At 60.9% G+C, this 24483-nt stretch carries 21 protein-coding genes and 1 pseudogene; 18 read left to right on the forward strand and 4 right to left on the reverse strand.

Annotated elements, in window-relative coordinates; all coding sequences use genetic code 11:
* Nucleotides 1–43: 43 nt before the first annotated feature.
* From gabD to BBI10_RS18600, 3 genes are all read left to right on the forward strand, one after another.
* Complete coding sequence (gene gabD, locus BBI10_RS18590) at nucleotides 44–1486, forward strand: NADP-dependent succinate-semialdehyde dehydrogenase (protein WP_065990969.1); 1443 nt, start codon at nucleotides 44–46, stop codon at nucleotides 1484–1486.
* Nucleotides 1487–1680: 194 nt separating this feature from the next.
* On the forward strand, nucleotides 1681–2961 hold the full coding sequence (gene gabT, locus BBI10_RS18595) for a 4-aminobutyrate--2-oxoglutarate transaminase (RefSeq protein ID WP_065990970.1): 1281 nt from the start codon (nucleotides 1681–1683) through the stop codon (nucleotides 2959–2961).
* A 165-nt stretch (nucleotides 2962–3126) separates the two neighbouring features.
* Nucleotides 3127–4350 carry an HDOD domain-containing protein gene (locus BBI10_RS18600; RefSeq protein WP_083233181.1) on the forward strand — a complete coding sequence of 408 codons (1224 nt, stop codon included), beginning with the start codon at nucleotides 3127–3129 and terminating at the stop codon, nucleotides 4348–4350.
* Nucleotides 4351–4377: 27 nt separating this feature from the next.
* Here BBI10_RS18600 and BBI10_RS18605 read toward each other — a convergent pair whose 3' ends face one another.
* A complete protein-coding gene (locus BBI10_RS18605) occupies nucleotides 4378–5355 on the reverse strand; it encodes a GGDEF domain-containing protein (protein WP_065990974.1) in 978 nt (325 codons plus the stop codon).
* A 139-nt stretch (nucleotides 5356–5494) separates the two neighbouring features.
* The gene (gene desA / locus BBI10_RS18610) at nucleotides 5495–6679 is read right to left on the reverse strand and encodes a delta-9 fatty acid desaturase DesA (protein WP_065990975.1); all 1185 of its coding nucleotides are present in this window, start codon (nucleotides 6677–6679) and stop codon (nucleotides 5495–5497) included.
* A gap of 177 nt (nucleotides 6680–6856) precedes the next feature.
* Between desA and dibA the strand changes: the two genes are divergently transcribed.
* From dibA to BBI10_RS18640, 6 genes are all read left to right on the forward strand, one after another.
* Nucleotides 6857–8779, forward strand: a complete 1923-nt coding sequence (gene dibA, locus BBI10_RS18615; RefSeq protein ID WP_065990976.1) for a phosphodiesterase DibA — start codon at nucleotides 6857–6859, stop codon at nucleotides 8777–8779.
* A 200-nt stretch (nucleotides 8780–8979) separates the two neighbouring features.
* Nucleotides 8980–9162, forward strand: a complete 183-nt coding sequence (gene oscA / locus BBI10_RS18620) for a sulfur starvation response protein OscA (RefSeq protein ID WP_065990977.1) — start codon at nucleotides 8980–8982, stop codon at nucleotides 9160–9162.
* 81 nt (nucleotides 9163–9243) lie between these two features.
* Complete coding sequence (locus tag BBI10_RS18625; RefSeq protein ID WP_065990978.1) at nucleotides 9244–10254, forward strand: sulfate ABC transporter substrate-binding protein; 1011 nt, start codon at nucleotides 9244–9246, stop codon at nucleotides 10252–10254.
* A gap of 68 nt (nucleotides 10255–10322) precedes the next feature.
* Nucleotides 10323–11144: a sulfate ABC transporter permease subunit CysT gene (gene cysT / locus BBI10_RS18630; protein ID WP_065990979.1), complete on the forward strand. Its 822-nt coding sequence runs from the start codon at nucleotides 10323–10325 to the stop codon at nucleotides 11142–11144.
* 12 nt (nucleotides 11145–11156) lie between these two features.
* Nucleotides 11157–12029 carry a sulfate ABC transporter permease subunit CysW gene (cysW, locus tag BBI10_RS18635; protein ID WP_065990981.1) on the forward strand — a complete coding sequence of 291 codons (873 nt, stop codon included), beginning with the start codon at nucleotides 11157–11159 and terminating at the stop codon, nucleotides 12027–12029.
* Nucleotides 12030–12032: 3 nt separating this feature from the next.
* Entirely contained in the window at nucleotides 12033–13022 is a 990-nt protein-coding gene (locus tag BBI10_RS18640) for a sulfate/molybdate ABC transporter ATP-binding protein (RefSeq protein WP_065990983.1), read from the forward strand.
* Nucleotides 13023–13258: 236 nt separating this feature from the next.
* Here BBI10_RS18640 and BBI10_RS18645 read toward each other — a convergent pair whose 3' ends face one another.
* Nucleotides 13259–13795 carry a DUF962 domain-containing protein gene (locus BBI10_RS18645; protein WP_065990986.1) on the reverse strand — a complete coding sequence of 179 codons (537 nt, stop codon included), beginning with the start codon at nucleotides 13793–13795 and terminating at the stop codon, nucleotides 13259–13261.
* A 106-nt stretch (nucleotides 13796–13901) separates the two neighbouring features.
* Between BBI10_RS18645 and BBI10_RS18650 the strand changes: the two genes are divergently transcribed.
* Nucleotides 13902–14612: a Crp/Fnr family transcriptional regulator gene (locus tag BBI10_RS18650; protein ID WP_065990988.1), complete on the forward strand. Its 711-nt coding sequence runs from the start codon at nucleotides 13902–13904 to the stop codon at nucleotides 14610–14612.
* A gap of 12 nt (nucleotides 14613–14624) precedes the next feature.
* Here the strand turns inward: BBI10_RS18650 and BBI10_RS18655 are convergent, their stop codons facing one another.
* Nucleotides 14625–15632, reverse strand: a complete 1008-nt coding sequence (locus tag BBI10_RS18655) for an AraC family transcriptional regulator (protein WP_065990989.1) — start codon at nucleotides 15630–15632, stop codon at nucleotides 14625–14627.
* A gap of 110 nt (nucleotides 15633–15742) precedes the next feature.
* On the opposite strand from BBI10_RS18655, the gene BBI10_RS18660 reads away from it, so the two are divergent.
* From BBI10_RS18660 to BBI10_RS18695, 8 genes and pseudogenes are all read left to right on the forward strand, one after another.
* Complete coding sequence (locus BBI10_RS18660) at nucleotides 15743–16813, forward strand: fatty acid desaturase (protein WP_065990990.1); 1071 nt, start codon at nucleotides 15743–15745, stop codon at nucleotides 16811–16813.
* Nucleotides 16814–17106: 293 nt separating this feature from the next.
* Nucleotides 17107–17688: an alpha/beta hydrolase gene (locus tag BBI10_RS18665; protein ID WP_065991371.1), complete on the forward strand. Its 582-nt coding sequence runs from the start codon at nucleotides 17107–17109 to the stop codon at nucleotides 17686–17688.
* Nucleotides 17689–17819: 131 nt separating this feature from the next.
* Nucleotides 17820–18635, forward strand: a pseudogene (locus tag BBI10_RS18670) (sigma 54-interacting transcriptional regulator); the annotation flags it as partial.
* A 217-nt stretch (nucleotides 18636–18852) separates the two neighbouring features.
* Complete coding sequence (locus tag BBI10_RS18675) at nucleotides 18853–19641, forward strand: MetQ/NlpA family ABC transporter substrate-binding protein (RefSeq protein WP_065990991.1); 789 nt, start codon at nucleotides 18853–18855, stop codon at nucleotides 19639–19641.
* A 306-nt stretch (nucleotides 19642–19947) separates the two neighbouring features.
* Nucleotides 19948–20841 carry a TauD/TfdA dioxygenase family protein gene (locus tag BBI10_RS18680; protein ID WP_065990993.1) on the forward strand — a complete coding sequence of 298 codons (894 nt, stop codon included), beginning with the start codon at nucleotides 19948–19950 and terminating at the stop codon, nucleotides 20839–20841.
* 14 nt (nucleotides 20842–20855) lie between these two features.
* Entirely contained in the window at nucleotides 20856–21737 is an 882-nt protein-coding gene (locus BBI10_RS18685; protein WP_065990995.1) for an ABC transporter ATP-binding protein, read from the forward strand.
* A gap of 39 nt (nucleotides 21738–21776) precedes the next feature.
* The gene (locus tag BBI10_RS18690) at nucleotides 21777–22643 is read left to right on the forward strand and encodes an ABC transporter permease (protein WP_065990997.1); all 867 of its coding nucleotides are present in this window, start codon (nucleotides 21777–21779) and stop codon (nucleotides 22641–22643) included.
* 87 nt (nucleotides 22644–22730) lie between these two features.
* On the forward strand, nucleotides 22731–23765 hold the full coding sequence (locus BBI10_RS18695) for an ABC transporter substrate-binding protein (RefSeq protein ID WP_065990999.1): 1035 nt from the start codon (nucleotides 22731–22733) through the stop codon (nucleotides 23763–23765).
* The last annotated feature ends 718 nt before the right edge of the window (nucleotides 23766–24483 follow it).

The raw sequence follows: 24483 nt of genomic DNA on the forward strand, positions 1-24483 counted from the left end.
AACCATTCGCTCCGCCGCGCGCGGTGCTGTTCAGGAGGCCGCAATGCAGCTCAAAGACTCGAAGTTGTTCCGCCAGCAGGCGTACATCAATGGCGCTTGGGCTGATGCCGACAGTGGCCAGACCATCAAGGTCAACAACCCGTCGACCAACGAGATTCTCGGCACCGTGCCGAAGATGGGCGCTGCTGAAACCCGCCGTGCCATCGAAGCCGCTGACAAGGCGCTGCCGGCCTGGCGTGCGTTGACCGCCAAAGAGCGTGGCGCCAAGCTGCGTCGCTGGTTCGAGCTGATGATTGAAAACCAGGACGACCTCGGTCGCCTGATGACCCTGGAGCAGGGCAAGCCGCTGGCCGAGGCCAAAGGCGAAATCACTTACGCTGCTTCCTTTATCGAGTGGTTTTCCGAAGAAGCCAAGCGCATCTACGGCGACGTGATTCCGGGCCATCAGCCGGACAAGCGCCTGATCGTCCTCAAGCAGCCAATCGGAGTTACCGCAGCGATCACGCCGTGGAACTTCCCCGCTGCGATGATCACCCGCAAGGCCGGCCCGGCGCTGGCGGCAGGCTGCACCATGGTGCTCAAGCCCGCTTCGCAAACCCCTTACTCCGCACTGGCACTGGCTGAACTGGCCGAGCGCGCGGGCATCCCGGCGGGCGTGTTCAGTGTGGTGACTGGCAGCGCCGGCGATATTGGCAGCGAGCTGACCAGCAATCCGATCGTGCGCAAACTGTCGTTCACCGGCTCGACCGAGATCGGCCGCCAGTTGATGGCTGAATGCGCCCACGACATCAAGAAGGTGTCGCTGGAACTGGGCGGCAACGCGCCGTTCATCGTGTTCGACGACGCTGACCTGGATAAGGCCGTTGAAGGCGCGATCATTTCCAAGTACCGCAACAACGGCCAGACGTGCGTCTGCGCCAACCGTATCTACGTGCAGGACGCGGTCTACGACGCTTTCGCCGAGAAGCTGCAGGTTGCCGTTGCCAAGCTGAAAGTGGGTGATGGCCTGGCCGACGGCACCACCACCGGTCCTCTGATCGATGAAAAAGCCGTGGCCAAGGTCAAGGAACACATCGCTGATGCCTTGAGCAAAGGCGCGAAAGTGCTGAGCGGCGGCAACAGCCTGGAAGGCAACTTCTTCGAACCGACTATCCTGGTCAACGTGCCGAAAAACGCAGCCGTGGCCAAGGAAGAAACCTTCGGTCCGCTGGCCCCGCTGTTCCGCTTCAAAGACGAAGCCGAAGTGATCGCCATGGCCAACGACACCGAGTTCGGGCTGGCGTCGTATTTCTATGCGCAGAACCTGAGCCGCGTGTTCCGTGTGGCTGAAGCCCTGGAGTACGGCATGGTGGGCATCAACACCGGCCTGATCTCCAACGAAGTCGCGCCATTCGGCGGCATCAAGGCCTCCGGTCTTGGCCGTGAAGGCTCCAAGTACGGCATCGAAGATTATCTGGAAATCAAATACCTCTGCCTCAGCATCTGAATCCGCTGAGTGGCAGCGTGAAGTAACTGTTCGACAACCTGCGGGACGCGAGAGCGCCGTTTCGCAGGTTTCAGTGGCACCAACCTATGGGTGGCCGGGAGGCCGCGACAGTCGATCATCGTATGCTGTCGCTGTTGACCCCCGCTGCTTGATCCTTGAACCGCGCCGCCCGATGAGCGGCGAATGAGGAAATGATGAGCAAAACTAACGCATCCCTGATGAAACGCCGCGAAGCAGCTGTCCCCCGCGGCGTTGGTCAAATTCACCCGATCTTCGCTGAATCCGCGAAGAACGCCACCGTCACCGACGTTGAAGGCAATGAGTTCATCGACTTCGCCGGCGGCATCGCAGTACTGAACACCGGTCACCTGCACCCGAAGATCGTTGCCGCCGTGCAAGAGCAACTGACCAAGCTGACCCACACCTGCTTCCAGGTGCTGGCTTACGAGCCTTACGTCGAGCTGTGCGAGAAGGTCAACGCCAAGGTGCCGGGCGACTTCGCCAAGAAAACCCTGTTGGTGACCACAGGTTCCGAAGCGGTTGAAAACGCCGTCAAGATCGCCCGCGCCGCGACAGGCCGTGCGGGCGTCATCGCCTTCACCGGCGCGTACCACGGCCGCACCATGATGACCCTGGGTCTGACCGGTAAAGTCGTGCCGTACTCGGCCGGCATGGGCCTGATGCCGGGCGGTATCTTCCGCGCCATCTACCCGAACGAGCTGCACGGTGTCAGCGTTGACGATTCCATCGCCAGCATCGAGCGCATCTTCAAGAATGACGCCGAGCCGAAAGACATCGCCGCGATCATCATCGAGCCGGTGCAGGGCGAGGGGGGGTTCTACGTGGCGCCGAAGGCGTTCATGGCGCGTCTGCGTGAACTGTGCGACAAGCACGGCATTCTGCTGATCGCTGACGAAGTACAGACCGGCGCTGGCCGTACCGGCACCTTCTTCGCCATGGAGCAGATGGGCGTGAGCGCCGACCTGACCACCTTCGCCAAATCCATCGCCGGTGGTTTCCCGCTGGCCGGCGTGTGCGGCAAGGCCGAATACATGGACGCCATCGCTCCGGGCGGTCTGGGCGGTACGTACGCCGGTAGCCCGATCGCGTGCGCTGCGGCGTTGGCGGTCATGGAAGTGTTCGAAGAAGAGCATCTGCTTGATCGCTGCAAGGCCGTTGGCGAGCGTTTGGTCACTGGCCTGCGCGCCATCCAGGCCAAGTATCCGGTCATCGGTGAAGTCCGAGCGCTGGGCGCCATGATCGCCGTCGAGTGCTTCGAGAACGGCGACACCCACAAGCCGAACGCTGCTGCCGTCGCACAAGTGATCGCCAAGGCCCGTGAAAAGGGGCTGATCCTGCTGTCCTGCGGCACCTATGGCAACGTCCTGCGCGTGCTGGTCCCGCTGACCTCGCCGGACGAGCAGTTGGACAAAGGCTTGAAGATCATCGAAGAATGCTTCGCTGAAATCGCCTGAATCCGCGTCGGTGAGCCGCAGCCACGTTTGATAAAAACCTGACCGCTTTACCAGAAAAAACCTGCTTCGGCAGGTTTTTTCGTTTATGGACGCCGAAAAATTCCGTCTCAGTCTGTCTCCCTGCGCAGTCTTTGACTATGGTGAAGAGACTGATGCCGGAGAGTCATGATGACCGTAGTAGAGGCGCTAGCCGTTCCCCGCGTGTTGATCGCTGAATCGGACCCCTGGGCCCGGGAGATGCTCAACGAATTGGTTCTCGACGTGCGTTGCGACGCGCAGCTGGACATCTGTTCGAACGGCCGGGAAGCCATTGAGCGGATGAGCGGGTATATCCCCGACCTGGTGATCGCTTCCCGCGAGTTGCCGGGCGTCGATGGCCTGAGCCTGCTGCGCGGGCTGCGGCAGTTGCGTCGTCAGCCGCCGGTTCGTTTCATTCTGCTGAGCAGTCGCAGCGACAGCGTCAGTGTCCGCGAGGCCGTGCAACTGGCGCCCACCGCCTACCTCACCAAACCCCTGAACATGGAAGGCCTGCGGCAACGGCTGGAAACGCTGCTGTTGCAGGACGGCGCGCAGGTTGCCTGTGCGGTGCCCGCGCTGGCGCCGGGTGTCGGGCTGGATGCGTTTCTGGAGAAGCGGCGGGAAGTGGCCGATGGCGGGCCGCTGTTCGTTGAGGTGAGGGCGGCGGTGGCGAGCAGTCGCGGGGCGTCGGGCGTGGATCTGACGTTGCTGGAACAGGCGCTGACCCTCGACCCCCATGTCACCGCGATGTTGATTGCCGCCGCCAACAGCGCTTCCCACCATCAGGGCAAACCGGTGCAGACCCTGGGGCAGGCGCTCGCCGTGCTGGGCGCCACTCAGAGCGTCAATCTGGTGCAAGGTCTGGCCCTCAAGCGCGGCGCGGTGCTGACGGATGCAACGTTGTTGCTGCACGCCACCGAAATCTGGGAGGTCTCGCAACGCACCGCCGACTGCGCGCGGACGCTGGCGCGCAAGCTGGATCTCGATCACGAGCGCTGTTACTGCGCCGGTTTGCTCAGGGGCCTGGGCGAACTGACGGTGTTGCGCTGTTTGCAGGACTGGCTGATCGCTGGAGGCTCGCTGGATGAGGCCACCATTCGCCGCGCGTTGGCGCAGTATTCGGCCTCGTTTGGCTCCGCATTACGGACACGCTGGCGGCTCCCGCTGGAGCTGCGTGAGTTGATTGCGGCGGTGTATCAGTACAACACCGGGGTTTTTACCCGCGAAATCCTGGCGATGAATGTGGCGGGGCAAATGGGCCTGCTTGGGCTCGAAGACCCGCTCGAGGCGCTGGCGAAAAGCAAATCGGCGCGGCTCTTGAAGGTCAGCAGGTCAGATCTGGAAGGGGTGCGCAGCAAGACGGTGGCTTGACCGGGAGGTTGATTCAGAAAAGCAGGGTTACACCAGCACGATCTGATTTTTGCCCTGGCGCTTGGCCTGGTACATCGCAGCGTCCGAGCGTGCATAGAGCGCTTCGAGGCTCTGGTCTTGATCGCCGAGGTTGGTCAGCCCCTGGCTGGCGGTGATGCCGAAGGTTTTGTCATTGCACTGAAAGCTCAGGCGCTGAATCTCACGCTGCAGCCGCTCGGCAATCTGCTGGGCCATTTCCGGCGCACAGCCCGGGAACACGGCGGCGAACTCTTCCCCGCCAATTCGGCCGAACAGATCACCCCGACGCAGCGTCTTGCGCCCGCATTCGGCGATGCGTTGCAGCACCAGATCGCCTTCCTGGTGGCCGTAGGTGTCGTTGACCAGCTTGAAATCATCCACGTCCAGCAACAGGAACGCCATTGGCGTGCCCTGCAGACGCGCCTGCTCGAATTCCCGTTGAGCGCACTCGAAGAAGTGCCGGCGGTTGCTGCTCTGGGTGAGCACGTCGGTGGTGGCCAGACGCTGCAGCTCGTCTTCGAGGTGCTTCTTCTCGGTGATGTCTTCGGCGATGCCGACCACGATCAGCCGCTGGCTGTGCTCGGCCTGATGACTGACAAAGCATTTGTCACTGAGCCAGCGGACCTGGCCGTCGGCGCGGATGATGCGGTACTCGCGGTCTTCGATGGAGCCTTTTTCGAGCACTTCGCTTAGGCTGCGCTCGGCGTAATCGAGGTCGTCGGGGTAAATGCTGTCGCGCCACTCGCTGTAGTCCGCCAGCAACAAACCGGCGGATCGGCCGAAAATGCGCTCGTAGGCAGGGCTGACATAGATCATGCGTTGCGTCTGCCAGTCGAACGCCCACAACACGGCGTTGACGCTGACCAGCAGAGAGCTGAACAGCTGCTCGCGCTCGCTGAGGCGCGCCACTTCCGCCTGGGCATGCATCAGCGCCAGAAGGGTTTCTGCTGCGGCGGGGGTCTCAACGTGGGGAGTCTGGTTGTCCATGAGCACTGCATCTCAGAATAAGGTGCGGCGCATGCCACAACATGTCACACAGCATAGTGCGAAGGTGTTAATGAGATAGGACTAATGGCACTAAGTTCCGATCGGTGCCACTCGGACGAATGGTCACCGATCAACGGCATCAAGCGTGTTGAGGCCGCAGCGAGTAGGTTTTCAGCTGATCGGCGAACTCACGCAACGACTGAATACCGCTGGCTTCCGCCTCGTGCACCCAGTCCTTGATGGCCGCGAGCATTTCGTGACCATTGCTGCTGGTCTTTGCCCAGATCTGCTGCAGCGCCAGGCGTTTTTCGTAAATCACTTTCAGAGCGTGGCTGTGCTCCAGCATGGTCTGGATGCGCGCTTGATGCTTGTCTTCAAGCAGGCTCGGCTCGCGGGAAAGCAGGCGTTTGGCGCGGCGGAACTGGTGACGTACGGAGGCATCGGCTTTCGCCAGTTCCTGCGCCACCAAAGGCTTGATCACCAGCTTGCGGTACTGAGCCATGATCTGGAAACGGTTGTTGAGGATGGCCATTGCCGTGTCCATGTCCAGATGGCCCTTGCCTTCAACGCGGTGCGCGATCGGCGCGACCCTCTGAACCTTCGCCAGGCGCAACCAGCTGAACACCTTGATCCACGCCCAGCCCATGTCGAACTCCCAGCGCTTGACCGACAGCTTGGCCGAATTGGGGTAGGTGTGGTGGTTGTTATGCAGCTCTTCGCCGCCGATCAAAATGCCCCAGGGCACCAGGTTGGTGGCGGCGTCGCGGCATTCGAAGTTGCGATAGCCGACCGCATGGCCGAGGCCATTGACCACGCCCGCCGCCCACACCGGAATCCACATCATCTGAATCGCCCAGACAGTGATGCCGATGACGCCGAACAGCGCCAGATCGATCACGCCCATGATGGCGATGCCCAGCAGGGGATAGCGCGAATACAGGTTGCGCTCGATCCAGTCTTCGGGGCAGTTTTTGCCGTAGATGCGCAGGGTTTCCGGGTTCTCCGCTTCGGCGCGGTACAGCTCGGCCCCTTTGCGCAATACGGTCGAGAGACCCTTGATGACCGGGCTGTGCGGGTCATCGACGGTTTCGCATTTGGCATGGTGCTTGCGGTGGATAGCCGTCCACTCGCGGGTGTTCTGCGCCGTGGTGAGCCACAGCCAGAAACGGAAAAAGTGCTTGAGCCCTGCGTTGAGTTCCAGGGAGCGATGCGCTGAATAGCGATGGAGATAGACCGTGACGCCGACGATGGTGACGTGTGTCATCGCCAGGGTGACTGCGACCAATTGCCAGACGGAAAGGTCGAGCAGACCGTTGTTCCACATAGGCTGAGTTGCCCTCGGTTGTAACGCGTGCAATATACGGATCCGCCTGAGCAGACCCTGAGACAGAAGCGCGCATTATCACTTAGCTCACAGATAAAACCACCCGCTCTTTGAGATAAGCGTCGCAAGATGTTTCTTGTTCTATAATTTCGGTCTTTCGCAAGGTTGTTTCTATCTATGTCGAGCACTACCCGGGATGCGCTACGCACCGCAACGTTGTACGGGGTTGTATCGATTGGGTGGTCGGCGGTCATGGACCATGTGCTGCCGCGGCTGATCGACGACCCGACCCAACTGGGCCGGGCGCAGCAGGCCGGCGGTTATATCTGGCTGGCCCTCAGCGCGGTGCTGATCTATCTCGCCCGCTCGCGGTTGCTCCGATTCATGGGCGTCACCGAACTGGCGCGCCGGGATGAGGACATGCAGCGTCTGCGACTGGCAGCGGCGGTGTTCGACACCACGCTGGAAGGCGTGTTGGTCACCGATGCCACGGGTGTGATCGTGCACGTGAACCGCGCCTTCAGCGAGATCACCGGGTATCAGCAGGATGAAGTGCTGGGTTTGCGGCCGAGCAAATTTAAATCAGGGCGCCATGGCCCTGAGTTCTACGAACGCATGTTCAAGACCATTCACAGCGCAGGGCAGTGGAGTGGCGAAATCTGGAACCGGCGCAAAAGCGGCGAAATCTACCCGCAGTGGCAAAGCATCCGTCCGATCCGGGATGAGCACGGTGCAATTACTCAGTTCGTCGCGGTGTTTTCCGACATTTCCTCGATCAAGCATTCCGAGCGCGAGCTGGCGCATCTAGCCCATTACGATCCGCTGACCGGTCTGCCCAATCGCCTGCTGTTCACCGACCGTGCCGAGCAGGCGCATACCCACGCCCGCCGCAATAAGCGCACCCTGGCACTTCTGCTCGTCGATCTCGATCACTTCAAGCACATCAACGAAAGCCTCGGCCACAACGCCGGGGACGAGGTGCTGAAAGCTGCCGCCGAGCGCCTCGAAACCCATCTGGAGAAGGGCGTCACGCTGGCGCGGCTGGGCGGCGACGAATTCGCGATTCTGCTCGAAAACGCCCAGCAGGTCGTTCAGTCCGCCGAACTGGCGCAGAGCATTCTGGAAGGGCTGCGGGAGCCTTTTCTGGTCAGCGGGCAATCGCTGTTTCTCACCGCCAGCGTCGGCATCAGCATCTTCCCCCACGATGCGCTGACCGCCGAGCAGTTGCTGCGTAACGCCGATGCCGCGCTGTCACAGGCCAAGCATCAGGGCCGTGAAAGCTACGCGATGTACACCGCCGAACTGACCGCCCACGCCCAGCGTCGCGTCGAGTTGGCGGCGGAGCTGCGACAGGCTGTCGAGGAAAACGAGCTGCGGGTGTTTTACCAGCCGATTCACAACCTTCACAGCCGCGCCATCGAAGGTGTCGAAGCGCTGGTGCGCTGGGAGCACCCGGCACGGGGCATGGTCTCGCCGGGTGAATTCATCCCCATCGCCGAGCAAAGCGGGCTGATTGCCGACATCGATAACTGGGTGCTGACCGAAGCCTGCCGGCAGATGAACCAGTGGCTGGCGGAGGGCGTGAATGTCTCGTTCGTCGCGGTGAACGTGTCCAGCCGTTTGTTCGGCCGTGGTGATCTTGATCGGCGGGTGGCCAAAGTGCTGAACGAAACCGGACTGGCGCCGCAGTTTCTCGAGCTGGAGGTCACCGAAAGCGCGATCATGGACGACCCCGATCAAGCCATCGAGCAGATGCACCGGCTACGGGATCTGGGCCTGAAACTGTCCATCGACGATTTCGGTACGGGCTATTCGTCACTGCTGCGGCTCAAGCGCATGCCGGTGCAGAAACTGAAAATCGATCAGGGCTTTGTCGCCGGTTTGCCGGACGACGATGACGACATCGCGATCGTCAACGCCATCATCGCCCTGGCACGGGCGATGGGTATGCGCGTGTTGGCAGAAGGCATCGAGCAGGCCAGTCAGGCCGGTTTCCTGCTGAAGCACAACTGCGAACTGGGCCAAGGCTATTGGTTCGCGCGGCCCATGCCGGCGGAACAGATCGACTGGCACCATGCGCCGGTTTTTGTCTCTGCTTAAGACGGCAGCATGGCCACCGCTTACAGGTCCCATCGCCGCTTTTGAAGCGGCTAGCTGACCACACCCCCGTAAATGCCTTTTGGTTATATCTGCATTCTTAAATAGTCTTTTTAAGAATATCGCTGCGTCTCTAATATCGCGCTCACGCCACAAGCAGCGGTCGCCCCCACGCTGCGGCAAATCTTTCAAGGAGCACGAACATGAGCGCATCTCTACGTAGCGTTGACGGCCAGGACGAAGCAAGCATTTTGCGTGAAATTCAAAGCGCGCTGCGCGACCTGCGTTTTGGCGCGGTTGAAATCACGGTGCACAACGCGCAGGTGGTGCAGATCGAGCGCAAAGAGAAATTCCGTCTGCAGAACCCTAGCAACAAGCAGGGCTGAGCCACGCTCCCGCATAACGAACACTGCACGACCTACAACTCGAAAAGCCAACAAAAGAAAATTCGTCCAGGAGCTTGATTCATGTCCATTCGTCGTTATGCGCTGGCCGCGCTCGCCAGTGCGGTGTTTGCCGGTTCTGCTGTCGCCAAGGATTTCACCCTGCTGAACGTGTCGTATGACCCTACGCGCGAGCTGTATCAGGACTACAACGCCGAATTCATCAGCTACTGGAAAAAATCCCACCCGGGCGACACCGTGAAGATCAACCAGTCCCATGGTGGCTCCGGCAAGCAGGGCCGCTCGGTGATCGACGGCTCGCCTGCCGACGTGGTGACCCTGGCGCTCGCCGGCGACATCGACGAAATCGCCAAGCTGGGCAAGACTCTCCCTGCGGATTGGCAGACCAAACTGCCGGACGCCAGCACCCCGTACACCTCGACCATTGTGTTCCTGGTGCGCAAGGGCAACCCGAAAGGCATCCATGACTGGGCCGACCTGATCAAGGACGGCGTGTCGGTCATCACGCCAAACCCGAAAACCTCGGGCGGCGCTCGCTGGAATTTCCTGGCGGCTTACGGCTACGGTCTCAAATCCAATGGCGGCGATGAAGCCAAGGCCAAGGAATACATCGGCAAGCTGTTCAAGCATGTGCCTGTGCTGGACACCGGTGCGCGCGGTTCGACCATCACTTTCGTCAACAACGGTCAGGGTGATGTGTTGCTGGCGTGGGAAAACGAAGCGTTCCTGGCGCTGAAAGAAGGCGGCGGCGCCGACAAGTTCGACATCGTCGTACCTTCGCTGTCGATTCTGGCCGAGCCTCCCGTGGCCGTTGTCGAGAAGAACGCCGAGAAGCACGGCACCACCGAAATCGCCACCGAATACCTCAAGCACCTGTACAGCAAGGAAGGCCAGGAAATCGCGGCGAAAAACTTCTATCGTCCCCGTGACGCTGAAGTGGCCGCCAAGTACGAGAAGCAGTTTCCTAAACTGAATCTGCTGACCATCGACAAAGATTTCGGCGGCTGGAAATCGGCTCAGCCCAAGTTCTTCGATGACGGCGGTGTGTTCGATCAGATCTACATTCCGCAGTAACCGCAGCGCTCCACGGAATAAAAGGACCCGGACTTGTTCCGGGTAACGTGTGTAAACCAAGGACTTTTATGTCGCGACGCATATCCCCCGTCATACCCGGCTTCGGGCTGACGCTGGGTTACACATTGGTGTACCTCAGCCTGATTGTGCTGATACCGCTTGCGGTCATGTTCATCCACGCGTCCCAGCTGAGCGCCGCTCAGTTCTGGAACATCGTCACCGCGCCTCGCGTGCTCGCAGCGCTCAGGCTGAGTTTCGGCACCGCGTTTTTCGCGGCGATCATCAACGGCGTCATCGGCACGCTGCTGGCCTGGGTGCTGGTGCGTTACACCTTCCCCGGTCGCAAGATCATCGACGCGATGATTGATCTGCCCTTCGCATTGCCCACCGCCGTCGCCGGTATCGCGCTGACCGCGCTGTACACACCCACCGGTTTCATCGGCCAGTTCGCCGCCGACATGGGCATCAAGATCGCCTACAGCCCCTTCGGCATCACCCTGGCATTGACCTTTGTCACCTTGCCCTTCGTGGTGCGCACGGTTCAGCCGGTGCTGGCGGACATCCCCCGGGAAGTCGAAGAAGCGGCGGCGTGCCTTGGCGCCAAACCCCTGCAAGTCTTCCGTCACATCCTCGTGCCGGCCTTGTTGCCTGCCTGGTTGACCGGCTTTGCGCTGGCCTTCGCCCGGGGCGTGGGTGAATACGGCTCGGTGATTTTCATCGCCGGCAACATGCCGATGAAGACCGAAATCCTGCCGTTGCTGATTATGGTGAAGCTCGACCAGTACGACTACACCGGCGCCACGGCAATTGGCGTGATGATGCTGCTGGTGTCGTTCGTGCTGTTGCTGCTGATCAATCTGTTGCAGCGACGCATCGAAACCCCTAACTGAGGAGGCGCACCTATGTCTGATTCATCGCTCATTGCTGCGTCCTCCGCCAACGCTGCCCGTCGTGGCAGCGCGGTGTCGCGGCGCATTCTGATCGGCCTTGGCTGGCTGGTCTTTGCGTTCTTCCTGTTGCTGCCATTGGTGGTGGTGATCGGCCAGGGTTTGAGCAACGGCCTCGGCGGATTCTTCGCGGCCATCCTGGAGCCCGATGCGCTGTCGGCCCTCAAGCTCACCGTGTTCGCGGTGCTGATTTCGGTGCCGCTCAACGTGGTCTTCGGCGTCGCCGCGGCCTGGTGCGTGAGTAAATACTCGTTCCGCGGCAAGGCGATTCTGGTCACCCTGATCGACCTGCCGTTCTCGGTCTCGCCGGTCATCGCCGGTCTGATCTACGTGCTGATGTTCGGCGCCCGTGGCGTGTTCGGTCCCTGGCTGCAGGAGCACGACATCCAGATCGTCTTCGCCCTGCCGGGCATCGTACTGGCGACCATCTTCGTGACCGTGCCGTTCGTGGCCCGCGAACTGATCCCGCTGATGCAGGAGCAGGGCACGCAGGAAGAGGAAGCCGCGCGCCTGCTCGGTGCCAATGGCTGGCAGATGTTCTGGCACGTGACCGTCCCCAACATCAAGTGGGGCCTGATCTACGGCGTGGTGCTGTGTACCGCGCGGGCCATGGGCGAGTTCGGTGCGGTGTCTGTGGTCTCGGGCCACATTCGCGGCGTGACCAACACCCTGCCGCTGCATGTCGAGATTCTCTACAACGAGTACAACCACGTGGCTGCATTTGCCGTGGCGAGCCTGTTATTGATCCTTGCGCTGTTCATCCTGCTGCTCAAGCAGTGGAGCGAAGCGCGCATTAGCCGTCTGCGCAAAAACGCGGCGGAGGAATAATTCATGTCGATCGAAGTCCGTAACGTCAGCAAGAATTTCAACGCCTTCAAGGCCCTCGACGGCATCAGTCTGGATATCCAGAGTGGCGAGCTCGTGGCGCTGTTGGGCCCGTCCGGCTGTGGCAAGACCACGCTGCTGCGCATCATTGCCGGGCTGGAAACGCCGGACAAAGGCAGCATTGTGTTCCACGGCGAGGATGTCTCCGGCCACGACGTGCGCGATCGCAACGTAGGGTTCGTGTTCCAGCATTACGCGCTGTTTCGCCACATGACCGTGTTCGACAACGTCGCCTTCGGCCTGCGCATGAAGCCGAAGAACCAGCGCCCGAACGAAAGCCAGATCGCGGTCAAAGTGCATGAGCTGCTAAACATGGTGCAGCTGGACTGGCTGTCGGATCGCTATCCGGAGCAACTGTCGGGCGGTCAGCGTCAGCGGATTGCCCTGGCCCGTGCCCTGGCGGTGGAGCCCAAGGTGTTGCTGCTGGACGAGCCGTTCGGCGCGCTGGATGCCAAGGTGCGCAAGGAACTGCGTCGCTGGCTGGCGCGGCTGCACGAAGACATCAACCTGACATCGGTATTCGTGACCCACGACCAGGAAGAGGCGATGGAAGTCGCGGACCGCATCGTGGTGATGAACAAGGGTGTGATCGAGCAGATCGGCTCCCCCGGCGACGTCTACGAGAACCCGGCCAGCGACTTCGTCTACCACTTTCTGGGTGACTCGAACCGCCTGCACTTGGGCGATGACAATCACGTGCTGTTCCGCCCGCACGAGGTGTCGTTGTCACGGCATGAAGTGGAAGGGCACCACGCGGCAGAAGTGCGGGACATCCGCCCGTTGGGCGCCACGACGCGGGTGACGCTGAAGGTCGAAGGGCAACCCGAGCTGATCGAAGCCGAAGTGGTGAAAGACCATGACAGCCTGACCGGACTGGCGAGGGGCGAGACGTTGTTTTTCAAGCCGAAGGTCTGGCAGAAAGTCGACAACCTCTAAGCGTACCCCTGTAGGAGCGTGGCTTGTCCCGCGATCTGCCGGGGACCGGCAGCAATCCTGATAATGCGTTCTGCCTGATGCACCGCATTATCCAGTTTGCGACGACTGCGTCGCCGATCGCGGGACAAGCCACGCTCCTACAGGTTCGTGTGGGTACTCACAATCCGGGCCGGACGCAAATCCCTTGTAGGAGCAATCGGAGGTTACTACGGTCGCGAAGGCGGTGGGTCTGAGCTTTAAACCGCAGCCTTTTTCAAGTCCCGCCGATGCGTCTTGCCCACTCGCGCTTCGATGGCGTGCAGCAACTTCTTTCTCATTCCCAGCAAAAAAGCCGCTTCGGCGACGACAAACAGCGGGCCGATGATCAAGCCTGTGAGGTCGTCGACAAACGCCGGCTTGCGGCCTTCGTAATAATGGCCCACAAACTGAATCACCCAACCGAGCACGAACAAGCCGACGCCTGCGCCGAGCCAGACCATGGTGGTCTGTTGCGCCAGATGGGCGCCGAGCCACAGGCACAGCGCAAGCAGAACACCCATCAGCACGCCGAAGAAGGCATCCAGCCGCAGGTAGAAAAACGTCGCGGCCAGACTCACCAGCAAAGCGGGCGACACCCAAATCCCGCCGAGGGACCAACTGGTCCAGCCGGGGCGTGACAGCAGCACGGCCACCGCGATCACGATCAGGGGAATGCCGACGAAGTGGGTGAGGATATTGCGGGTGTCGCGGTGGTAGGCCGCGTACTGGCTGAGGTGATCGACGAGGTTTTTCATTGTTATTCCTCTGTGGATACGTGGATCATGCCGCTGATTTTTTAAGGCTGAGCCCGCTGCACGGCTCAGCCTGCAACAAAACGCCGGCTATCAAAAGGAGATTCACATGACGAATGGAACCCAATGGCGCTCATGGTTTATCAACGACCGATGGTTCCGCGACCTGCCTGCGCTGTTGCAGGATAGCTTGCTGAGCAGCATGCGGCAGCGCCGGGTGACGCCCGGCAAATCGATCTTCCAGCGCGGCGACCCGGCGCCCGGTCTGTACGCGTTGCTCACGGGCTCGTTGCGCATCAATCCCCTCAAACCACAGCAAGGGGACATGCCCCCGGCAGAAGGCTATCGGCCCTTCTGGTTCGGCGAGGCCTCGTTGTTCGACGACCTCCCCGCAACCCACGATGTGTTCGCCCAGGATGCGGTCATTCTTCTGCACATGCCCCACGCGCCACTCAAGCAACTGCTGGCTGAGCACCCGGCCTTTTGGCGGCACTTCCGCGATTTGCTGGGGCGCAAGCTCGGCCTCGCCGTGCCCGCCATCGAAGACATCACCCTGATGCCGACTGAAGAGCGCGTGGCGTTTCGGCTGCTGATGCTGGCCGAAGCCTATGGCGAGATGGACCGCTCCGTGCGCAGCGTGCCCCTTGCCGACATGGCCTCGAATCGCTGCCTCGGGTTGAGCGGTGAGGTGGTCGAGCGGGTGCTGGGGCAGCTCGCCGAACGGCAGATCGTCCGGCGCGATCACGCTCTTATCGGCGTGCTGGACATTGAATGGCTGCGTGAGGCGGCCCTTCATCGCCTGACCGGCGCATGCGGCTGAGGGCGTCACCCGTCAGTGCAGCATTCCTTCTCGATATTGGCTTGGCGTGATGCCGGTCCAGCGCTTGAACGCGCGGCTGAAACTGCTGGTGTCGGCGAAACCGAGCAGATAGGCGACTTCACTGAGCGAGCAACCGGGATCGCGCATGTGCTGCAGGGCCAGATTCTGCCGGCATTGATTGAGCAGCAAGTCGTAGCGGCAACCCTCGTCGGCCAGATGGCGTTGAAGGCTGCGCAGGCTCAGGTGCAGGGTGTGGGCGATGTGCTCGGCGGACGGCTCGCCCTCCGGCAAGTGGGTCTCGATGGCGCCACGCACCTTGCGCTCCCACGTCAGTGCACTTAGTTGCTCGAGGGTGCGGTTGAGCACCGCCTCGTTGTGCACGGCCAGCTCCGGATTTCCATCGTCCAGGTGCCTGTCGAAATCCTCGCTGGCAAAACTCAGCAGATTCTCCGCCGCGCCGAAAAACAGCGGCGCACGGAAGACGTCATGCCACGGCTGAGGGTCTTCCGGTTGCGGACGCATCAGGTGCACGGCCAGCGGCGCGTAATGACGGCCCAGGCGGTTGCGACAGGTGCGCACATAGATTGCGGCGAAGGCGTCCATGGCCTCATTGGCCGGCACCGGGCTGCCGTCGGGCACGCGGAAACGAAATTCGTAACGCTCATCCACACGTTCAAAGCTCATCACCAGCGCGTCGCTCACCACCGGGTGATAACGCACGATGCGTTCGAACACCTCACGCAACGAGCCGCTGGCGACCAGCGCGTAACCCAGTGCGTGAAAGGTCGTCGGGCTGACGAAACGAGACACCCGCAAGCCCAGCGCCGGATCGCCACTGGCCTGCACCGCCAGCTCCCAGAAACGGGTGGTCACTGTCACCGGGTATCGCGCGTTGGGATCATCCATCAGCTGCGGATCCAGGCCCGCAGCCTGACTCAGTGCGAGGCTATCGAGGCCGAGAGCATCGAGTTGCTTGCGCAGGGCGCGGGTCCAGCTGGCGAGAATGCTCGGCTCAGACATACAGGTTGGCGCCTCCGGTCTACAGATTGGCGTTCACGGTCAGGCAGCTTCCCTCCCCAAGCGGCACAGTGGTGCCACGTTTTTTCATCCTGAAACCGGAGAATGGAATCATGCACGACACTTCTGCAAGTGCTGCCGGACTGAATGCACAACAACGATCAGCGCATATTCGTGCCGTGGTTTCCGCCCACGGTGCCGCGTTGCGTGAGCGCTATCCGCTGCTACGGCATCAGGACGCCATTGGCGCCGGCATCCTGTTCTTCGCACTGGCCGGCATGATCGGCAGCGCGGCGCTCTATCTCGGGGGCTACCTGGCCTGGTGGGCGTGTCTGCTGCTGAATGCGTTCTTCGCCTCGCTGACCCACGAGCTTGAACACGACCTGATCCACAGCATGTATTTCCGCAAACAGCGCGTGCCCCATAACCTGATGCTGGCACTGGTCTGGCTGGCGCGGCCGAGCACAATCAACCCATGGATTCGTCGGCATCTGCACCTCAACCATCACAAGGTCTCCGGCACCGAGGCCGATATGGAGGAGCGCGCCATCACCAACGGCGAGCCATGGGGCGTGGCGCGGTTGCTGATGGTGGGCGATAACGTCATGTCGTCGCTGATCCGCATGCTGCGCGCGAAAACCTGGGCGCATACGTTCAGCATTCTCAAGCGCACCCTGCGTGTCTATGCGCCTCTGGCGCTGGCGAATTGGGGCACGTGGTATGTGTTTCTCGGCTTCCATGCCGCCAATGGCATTGCCGGTCTGATGGGCAGCCCGATTGAATGGTCGGCGGATACGCTGGCGGTCATGCACGTCATCGACATCGCTGTTGTGGTGTTGGTGGGCCCGAACGTGCTGAGGACCTTCTGTCTGCATTTCGTCAGTTCGAACATGCATTACTACGGCGACGTCGAGATGGGCAATGTCATGCAGCAGACCCAAGTGCTCAACCCGTGGTGGATGTGGCCGCTGCAGGCGTTCTGCTTCAACTTCGGCAGCACCCATGGCATCCATCATTTTGTGGTGAAGGAGCCTTTCTACATCCGCCAGATGACGGCATCCGTTGCGCACAAGGTGATGGCTGAGATGGGCGTGCGCTTCAATGACTTCGGCACCTTCGGGCGGGCCAACCGGTTTGAACGGATGACTGAAAATGACTCGGTGCTCAAGCCTGCGCGCGGTTGATACCTGGCGGCCCATTGCGCCAGCCTCGCCGGCTTGTAGGAAATTTCTCCGGATAAAAATTTCTGTAACAACCGCCCCTTAATCTCTGCTCATCCCCGGCGAGCTGGGGGCAGACAGCGTGATTCTCAGGGTCACCCCTTTAAGGCAGGGGGTGGCCCTCTTTTTTGGCGCCTTCTTCTGATGCAGCGGCATATATTTTCGAGCTATTAATAAATAGCTTCTTATTCTTTTTCGAATATATGTCCGATCCCTATACTCGCCCCCATGAACGCACCATGCAGGAGGCGAAGGCCATGCATAACGAATCGATCCGTTACTTGATCGTGCCAGGCTGGCAAGGATCTGCCGACGACCATTGGCAAACTCACTGGCAGAACAGCCTGCCCAACAGCGTGCGCGTGGAGCAGGCCGATTGGCTCAAGCCGCGTCGAGAAGATTGGGTGGGTGAACTGCAGCGCGCTATCGCCTCTGACAGCACACCGGTGATTCTAATCGCCCACAGCCTGGGTTGCGTCACCGTCGCCCATTGGGCGCAGCTGGCGCCTTTGACGAGTTTGCGTCAGGTGCGAGGGGCCTTGCTGGTGGCCCCCGCTGATGTCGAACGCCCCAATTGCCCGCCGGCGATCCGCAATTTCGCGCCGATTCCCGAGCACCTGCTGCCGTTCCCGACCCAAGTGGTCAGCTCGGACAACGATTCAGCCGTCAGTGCGTTGCGCGCAATGGAAATGGCCCGCAACTGGGGCGCCGAAATCGGCATCCTCAGCGGCGCTGGCCATATCAACGTGAAGTCCGGCCATCAGCGTTGGGAGCAGGGTTTCGCTTACCTGTACCGGCTGCAAGGGCGTATCGAGCAACTTACCCGCCGCCGCGCATGACATCAGCACACGTCACCGTCGTTGCGCACGAGCCCACTGTTCTCAGCATCATTTTCGCCGCAGTGAACCGACAGGTGCTGCGGCTTTTTTTTCAACGCCCGGGTCCATGAATGGCCGGGCGGGAGCCTGCCATGAGCCTTTCCGACATTTCGAGCCACCCGCTGTTGACCTTCCCTGATGCTGAAAAAAGCCCGCTGAGCATCCGCGCCAAGGCCTTGGTGTTCGTCGATCCTCGATCACGGCAGCTGCGCGAAGAGATGGAGCTGCTGGCGCCACTGGACCTGCCCGTGCTGATCCGCGGCGAATCCGGTACGGGCAAGGAATTGCTCGCGCGTCATATTCACCGTGGCAGCGACCGGGCCGGGTTGTTCGTGTCGGTCAACTGCGGCGCCATCAGCTCGACTTACGCCGACGCCGAGCTGTTCGGTTATGCCGCTGGCGCCCACAGCGGTTCTGCCAGCAGTCGTGCCGGCTGGTTCGGCTCGGCAACCGGCGGCACCCTTTATCTTGATGAGATCGCCGACCTGCCAATGGCGATCCAGATCAAGTTGCTGGCGGCGCTGGAAAACCACGAAGTCACCCGCGTCGGCGCCACGCAGCCCAGCCAGGTCGACGTCAGGCTGGTCGCAGCGACCAGCATCGATCTGCGCCTGTCAGTCGCCGCCGGCAAATTCCATGAGCGGCTTTATCGCTACTTGAACGAAGGGCGCCTCGATCTGCCGGCGTTGCGCGAGCAGCCGGGCAACATCCTGCCACTGGCCGAGTACTTCCTGGGGATTTACAGCCAGCGCTTCGGCTTCGAGATGCCGTTGATCGGCGAGGACGCGCAGCGCGTGCTTGAAGCCCATTACTGGCCGGGCAATACGCGGGAGCTGGAGAACGTCATTCACTTCGCGCTGCTGGTCAGCAGCGGTGCGGAAATCCTGCCGGAACACCTGAATCTGCCTGTTCGCTGAGGGCACTCGGGCTCATGTATTTGATGGGCCGGTGGGAAAACGCCCTATGAGAACGAAAAAGCATAACCATCCGACTAAAAAGTATTGTCTCGGAATAAAAAATCTCGGTACTGTCCGCATCAGCCGCCACCCTGCCAAGGGTCGATCCCGCGGCAGATCGAAGGCACAGTCGCCCACGAGGCGACCCGATTTCTATTAAGGACATCGCATGAAGAAGACGTTTCTGTTCACCGCACTGGCGGCCGCTCTCTCCCTGGGCATCAGCGCTGCACACGCCGCCGAGAAGCTCGTTGTGGGCGCCACCGCTGTTCCGCACGCCGAGATCCTGGAGCTGATCAAGCCTGAACTGGCCAAAGAAGGCGTGGACCTGCAAATCAAGGTCTTCACCGACTACGTGCAGCCGAACGTGCAACTGAACGAGAAGCGTCTGGACGCCAACTACTTCCAGACCAAACCTTATCTGGATGGCTTCAACAAAGGCAAGGGCGCCACGCTGGTGACCGGCGTCGGCGTACATGTTGAACCGTTCGGCGGCTACTCGAAGAAGTGGAAGTCCATCGCCGAGCTGCCTGATGGCGCAACCGTTGCCATCCCTAACGAAGGCAGCAACGCCGGTCGCGCCCTGCTGCTGTTGCAGAAGAACGGCCTGATCACCCTGAAAGACCCGAAAGACGCTCTGGCGACGCCGAAAGACATCGCCACCAACCCGAAGCACCTGAAATTCCGCGAGCTGGAATCGGCGCTGCTGCCGCGCGCGCTGGATCAGGTTGACCTGGATCTGATCAACACCAACTACGCGCTGGAAGCCAAGCTCAGCCCTAAAAAGGATGCGCTGATTCTGGAAGGTGCCGACTCGCCGTACGTGAACTATCTGGTGACCCGTACCGACAACGCTCACACCGACGCGATCGAGAAGCTGTCCAAAGCGCTGACCAGCCAGCAAGTCAAAGACTTCATCAACAAGAAGTACGACGGCGCGGTACTGCCGGCGTTCTGATGAAGGCCTGAGCGAGCAACTGCCGCGCGCTCAACGATAAAAAACGCGCTTGCCCGCCGCTGCTCCCGCTTCGCTGACGCACTGTCATCGGCTGCAGGGAGTGGCGACGGGCAAGCGCGTTTTTGCGTTTTAACGTAGAAATTCGTCAACGTTTCCGGGCCTGCGGCTGCGGTGATGACAATGAGTACCGACGGCCTTCGATAGGTTGTTCGGCGCTATGCATATGCTCTAACGATATTTAAACTTCCGTTCTTATAGCTTTAAAGTCCTCCCTCCTCAGCCACGCCTTTTGGAGTCGGAGTTCTCATGCCAGCAGCCTCCCACGCTTCGTCCGCGCAAGCGCCCGGTCAGCCGTTCGATGTGCGTCCATTCGCCGAAAAGGTGGGCGCGGAAATCGTCGGTCTGGATCTGTCCCGTCCGCTTAACGACGCCGATTTTGCCCGCGTGCATCAAGCGCATCTCGATCATCACGTGGTGGTTTTTCGCGATCAGCACATCACTCCGCAGCAACAGATCGATTTCAGCCGCCGATTTGGCGTCCTGCAGATTCATGTGCTCAAGCAGTTCCTGCTCGCCAATCATCCCGAAATTTTGATCGTCTCCAATATCGTCGAGAACGGTCAGCCGGTGGGGCTGGGCGATGCGGGCAAGTACTGGCACTCGGACCTGTCCTACAAAGAACTGCCAAGCCTGGGCTCGATGCTCTACGCCCAGGAACTGCCGAGCGAAGGCGGCGACACCCTGTTCGCCGACATGCACCTGGCGTGGGACACGCTGCCCGAGCACCTGCGCAAGGCCGTTGAAGGTCGCAGCGCCGCGCACAGCTACACCTCGCGTTACAGCCATGGGCATAACGCCGATAACTGGCGCCCGACCCTCAGCGCTGAACAGCTGGCCCAGGTCGCGGTGGTCAGCCATCCGATTGTGCGCACCCACCCGGAGAACGGGCGCAAGGCGCTGTTTGTCAGCGAAGGCTTCACCACCCACATCGTCGGCCTGCCGGAAGACGAGAGTCAGGCAATTCTCACAGAGCTGTACGCCCACAGCGTTCGCCCGGAAGGCGTTTACCGCCACAAGTGGCAGGAGAACGACATGGTGTTCTGGGACAACCGTTCGCTGATTCATCTGGCCGGCGGCACGCCCGATCACCTGCGCCGTCGCTTGCACCGCACCACCATTCAGGGCGATGCGCCGTTCTGATCCAGGAGAGCTCCATGAACGCTGTTCTGCAAAGCCACACGGCTAGCGATCGCTTGAACGCGCACCAGGCCAATCAGCCCACCGCTGAAGCGCTGCTGCAAGTACAGGGCGTCAGCCTTGAATACCGCACGGCGGAACGCGTGGTGCGGGCCACCCATCAGGTCAGTTTTGAAATCGATCCGGCCGACCGCTTCGTGTTGCTCGGCCCGTCGGGCTGCGGCAAGTCCACGCTCCTTAAAGCCGTGGCCGGATTCATTCAGCCCAGCGAAGGACAGATTCGTCTGGCTGGCCAGCAGGTCAGGGAGCCGGGGCCGGACCGCATTGTGATGTTTCAGGAATTCGACCAGTTGCCGCCGTGGAAGACGGTGATCCAGAACGTCATGTTTCCGCTGCTGGCCTCGCGCACCCTCAAGCGTCGTGAAGCCGAAGAGCGTGCGCGGTATTACCTGGAGAAGGTCGGCCTGAGCGCCTTCGCCGATGCCTATCCGCACACGTTGTCCGGCGGCATGAAGGCACGCGTGGCGATTGCCCGGGCGCTGGCGATGCAGCCCAAGATCCTGCTGATGGACGAGCCCTTCGCCGCGCTCGACGCATTGACCCGTCGCAAGATGCAGGAGGAGCTGCTGGAGTTGTGGGAAGAGGTGCGCTTCACGCTGCTGTTCGTGACCCACTCCATCGAGGAAGCGCTGGTGGTGGGCAACCGGATTCTGCTGCTGTCGCCCCATCCGGGCCGCGTGCGCGCCGAGATCAACAGCCATCAGTACAACTTGAAAAGCCTTGGCGGGGTTGAGTTCCAGGCGTCTGCTCAGCGCATTCACCGGCTGTTGTTCGACGAGGGCGAAGCACCTGCAGTCGAGCCGGATCTGCGGTTTCAGGATGTTCGGATTGCCTACTGATCGCGGTTCGTCGCGCTACCCCATCAAGAGATTGCACCCATGAGCCTTTCACCCCCTCTGCGGGAAGAATACGAAGTCGTGCTGGAGCCTTTCACGCAGGAAGACCTGGCCCGCGACATTCCCCTCGCGCAACGCATCTGGCAGGTGAGCTGGGTGCGCAAGGCCGTCATCCTCGCCGCCCTCGCGATCATCTGGGAAATCGCCGCGCGCATTCAAGGCAACGACTTGCTGCTGCCGAGCTTTCTGCAAACCGCTTCGGCGTTTATCGACGGCATCGCCAGTGGCGAATTGCTGACCAAGGTCTGGATCTCCCTGACGGTCCTGGTCAAGGGTTACCTGATCGGCATCGTCCTGGCGTTCGGCCTGACCACGCTGGCGGTGTCGACCCAACTGGGCCGCGACCTGCTCGGCACGCTGACGGCGATGTTCAACCCGTTGCCGGCCATCGCGCTGCTGCCGTTGTCGCTGCTGTGGTTCGGCCTGGGTGAAAACAGCCTGATCTTCGTGCTGGTGCACTCCGTGCTCTGGGCACTGGCGTTGAATACCTACGCGGGATTTCTCGGGGTCTCTGAAACCCAGCGCATGGCCGGGCGCAATTACGGGCTCAAGGGGCTGCGGTTCGTCTGGTACATCCTGATCCCCGCGGCGCTGCCGTCGATTCTCGCCGGTCTGAAGATCGGCTGGGCGTTTGCCTGGCGAACCCTGATTGCCGCTGAGCTGGTGTTCGGCGCGTCCTCGGGCAAGGGCGGTCTGGGCTGGTACATCTTCCAGAATCGCAACGAGCTGTACACCGACAAGGTATTCGCGGGTCTGGCGGCGGTAATCATCATCGGTCTGCTGGTGGAAAACCTGCTGTTCAGCAACGTCGAGCGCCTGACCGTGAAGCGGTGGGGCATGCAGCGCTGATCTGCTTTATCAACGAACGCTTCACCTCGTGGCCGCTGGATGGGCAATGAGGCCGTCACCCCCTTTCGCCTTCATCGTGAGAAATGTATGGATTTTTCAAAGACAGCTGCACCCTCCAAGCGCCCGACACTGACCGCGCTCGCCGCCGCATTGGGGCTGGCTGGCGCATTGTTGAGCAGCGGCGCCCACGCTGAAGGCAAGATCAGCATCGCCCAGCAGTTCGGCATCGGTTATTTGATTCTGGACGTCGTTCAGCAGCAGAAGCTGATCGAGAAGCACGGCAAGGAACAGGGCCTGGACATCAAGGTCGACTGGAACAGCATCTCCGGCGCCACCGCGATGAATGAAGCCCTGCTGGCTGGCGCGCTGGACGTGGTGTCGGCGGGCGTGCCGCCAATGCTGACCATCTGGGACCGGACCAAGGGCAGGCAGAACGTCAAGGCGATTGCTTCGTTGGGCTCGATGCCCAATTACCTGCTCAGTAACAATCCGAACGTAAAGACCCTCAACGACTTCACCGACAAGGACCGCATCGCGGTGCCGGCGGCGGGCGTGGGTTTCCAGTCGCGCACCTTGCAGATCGAAACCGCGAAGCTGTTCGGGAGCGACAATTTCAAGAAATTCGACAACATCTCGGTCAGCCTGCCGCACCCGGATGCAACCTCGGCGCTGATCGCCGGCGGTTCGGAGATCAGCGCGCACTTCTCCAGCCCGCCGTTTCAGTATCAGGAGCTGGAAAACCCCAAGGTTCATAAGGTGCTGAGTTCGTACGATGTGCTGGGCGGCCAGGCGACGTTCAACGTGCTCTACACCACCCAGAAATTCCACGACGAAAACCCGAAGACCTACAAAGCGTTCTACGACGCGCTGGCCGAGGCCGAGAAAATCATCAAGGCGGACAAGCCTGCGGCGGCGAAGACCTACATCGACGTCGAGAAATCGAAACTGCCGTTGCCGCTGGTGGAGAAGATCGTCTCCGACCCTGAAATCGACTTCACCGTCGTGCCCCAGCGCACGTTCATCTACGCCGAAAAACTGCACGAGCTGGGTGTGCTGAAAAACAAGGCCGACAGCTGGAAGGATTACTTCTTCGAAGAAGCCCACGATGGCGCGGGGAGTTGATCCTTGATGTTTGATCGGGCTGTTTAGGCACGTCAGATAGGAAGGCGGTGTGCCAGTTACACCGCCTTCGCGACCGTCGTAACCTCCGATTGCTCCTACAGGGGATTTGCGTGCGAGCCAGATGTTTGGGACGCAGCGAACTTGTGAGATATCCCGTCGTCCAGACGACGCGCTGTTTCGCGTCAAACACAACCCCTGTGGGAGTGGGCTTGCTCGCGAAGGCGGTGGGTTAAACGGGGACTGATTTATTTACAGCGCTTCTCCGTAAATTAATCTGTCCCCGAGTGCGGTAATCCAAAAGCCGGCATCTGCTCTTGCCGGGGCGCCTTGGGCTTGGGGGGATGTGACGCGAAGCGTTGGCAAGACTCAGTAACTCAAAATGCCTGCGGCAGACTGCTAGCGCGGGGACAGATTAATTTACGGTGGAGTTGTAAATAAATCAGTCCCCTTTAAGCACCCTTTAAGCAGTGTCCGCAGGCAGAGCTGCGGCGTTGTCATGTTCATGAGAGCGAGCTTGCTCGCGAAGGCGGTGTGTCTGCCAACATCGATGTCATAGATCCGCCCCCATCGCGAACAGGCGCGCTCTAGCGTAAATTGGCGTGCGACCTAGAGCCCGGCAGAGTTCCTTACCCCAAGGAACCCTGATCTACGCTCACAGTCGCATGACCACATCGCAACGGCGTTCGGCGGCGCGGTGTCGTAATGGCTTGGCACAAGG

It is taken from the genome of Pseudomonas graminis, assembly GCF_001705435.1.
GTDB lineage: Bacteria > Pseudomonadota > Gammaproteobacteria > Pseudomonadales > Pseudomonadaceae > Aquipseudomonas > Aquipseudomonas graminis_B.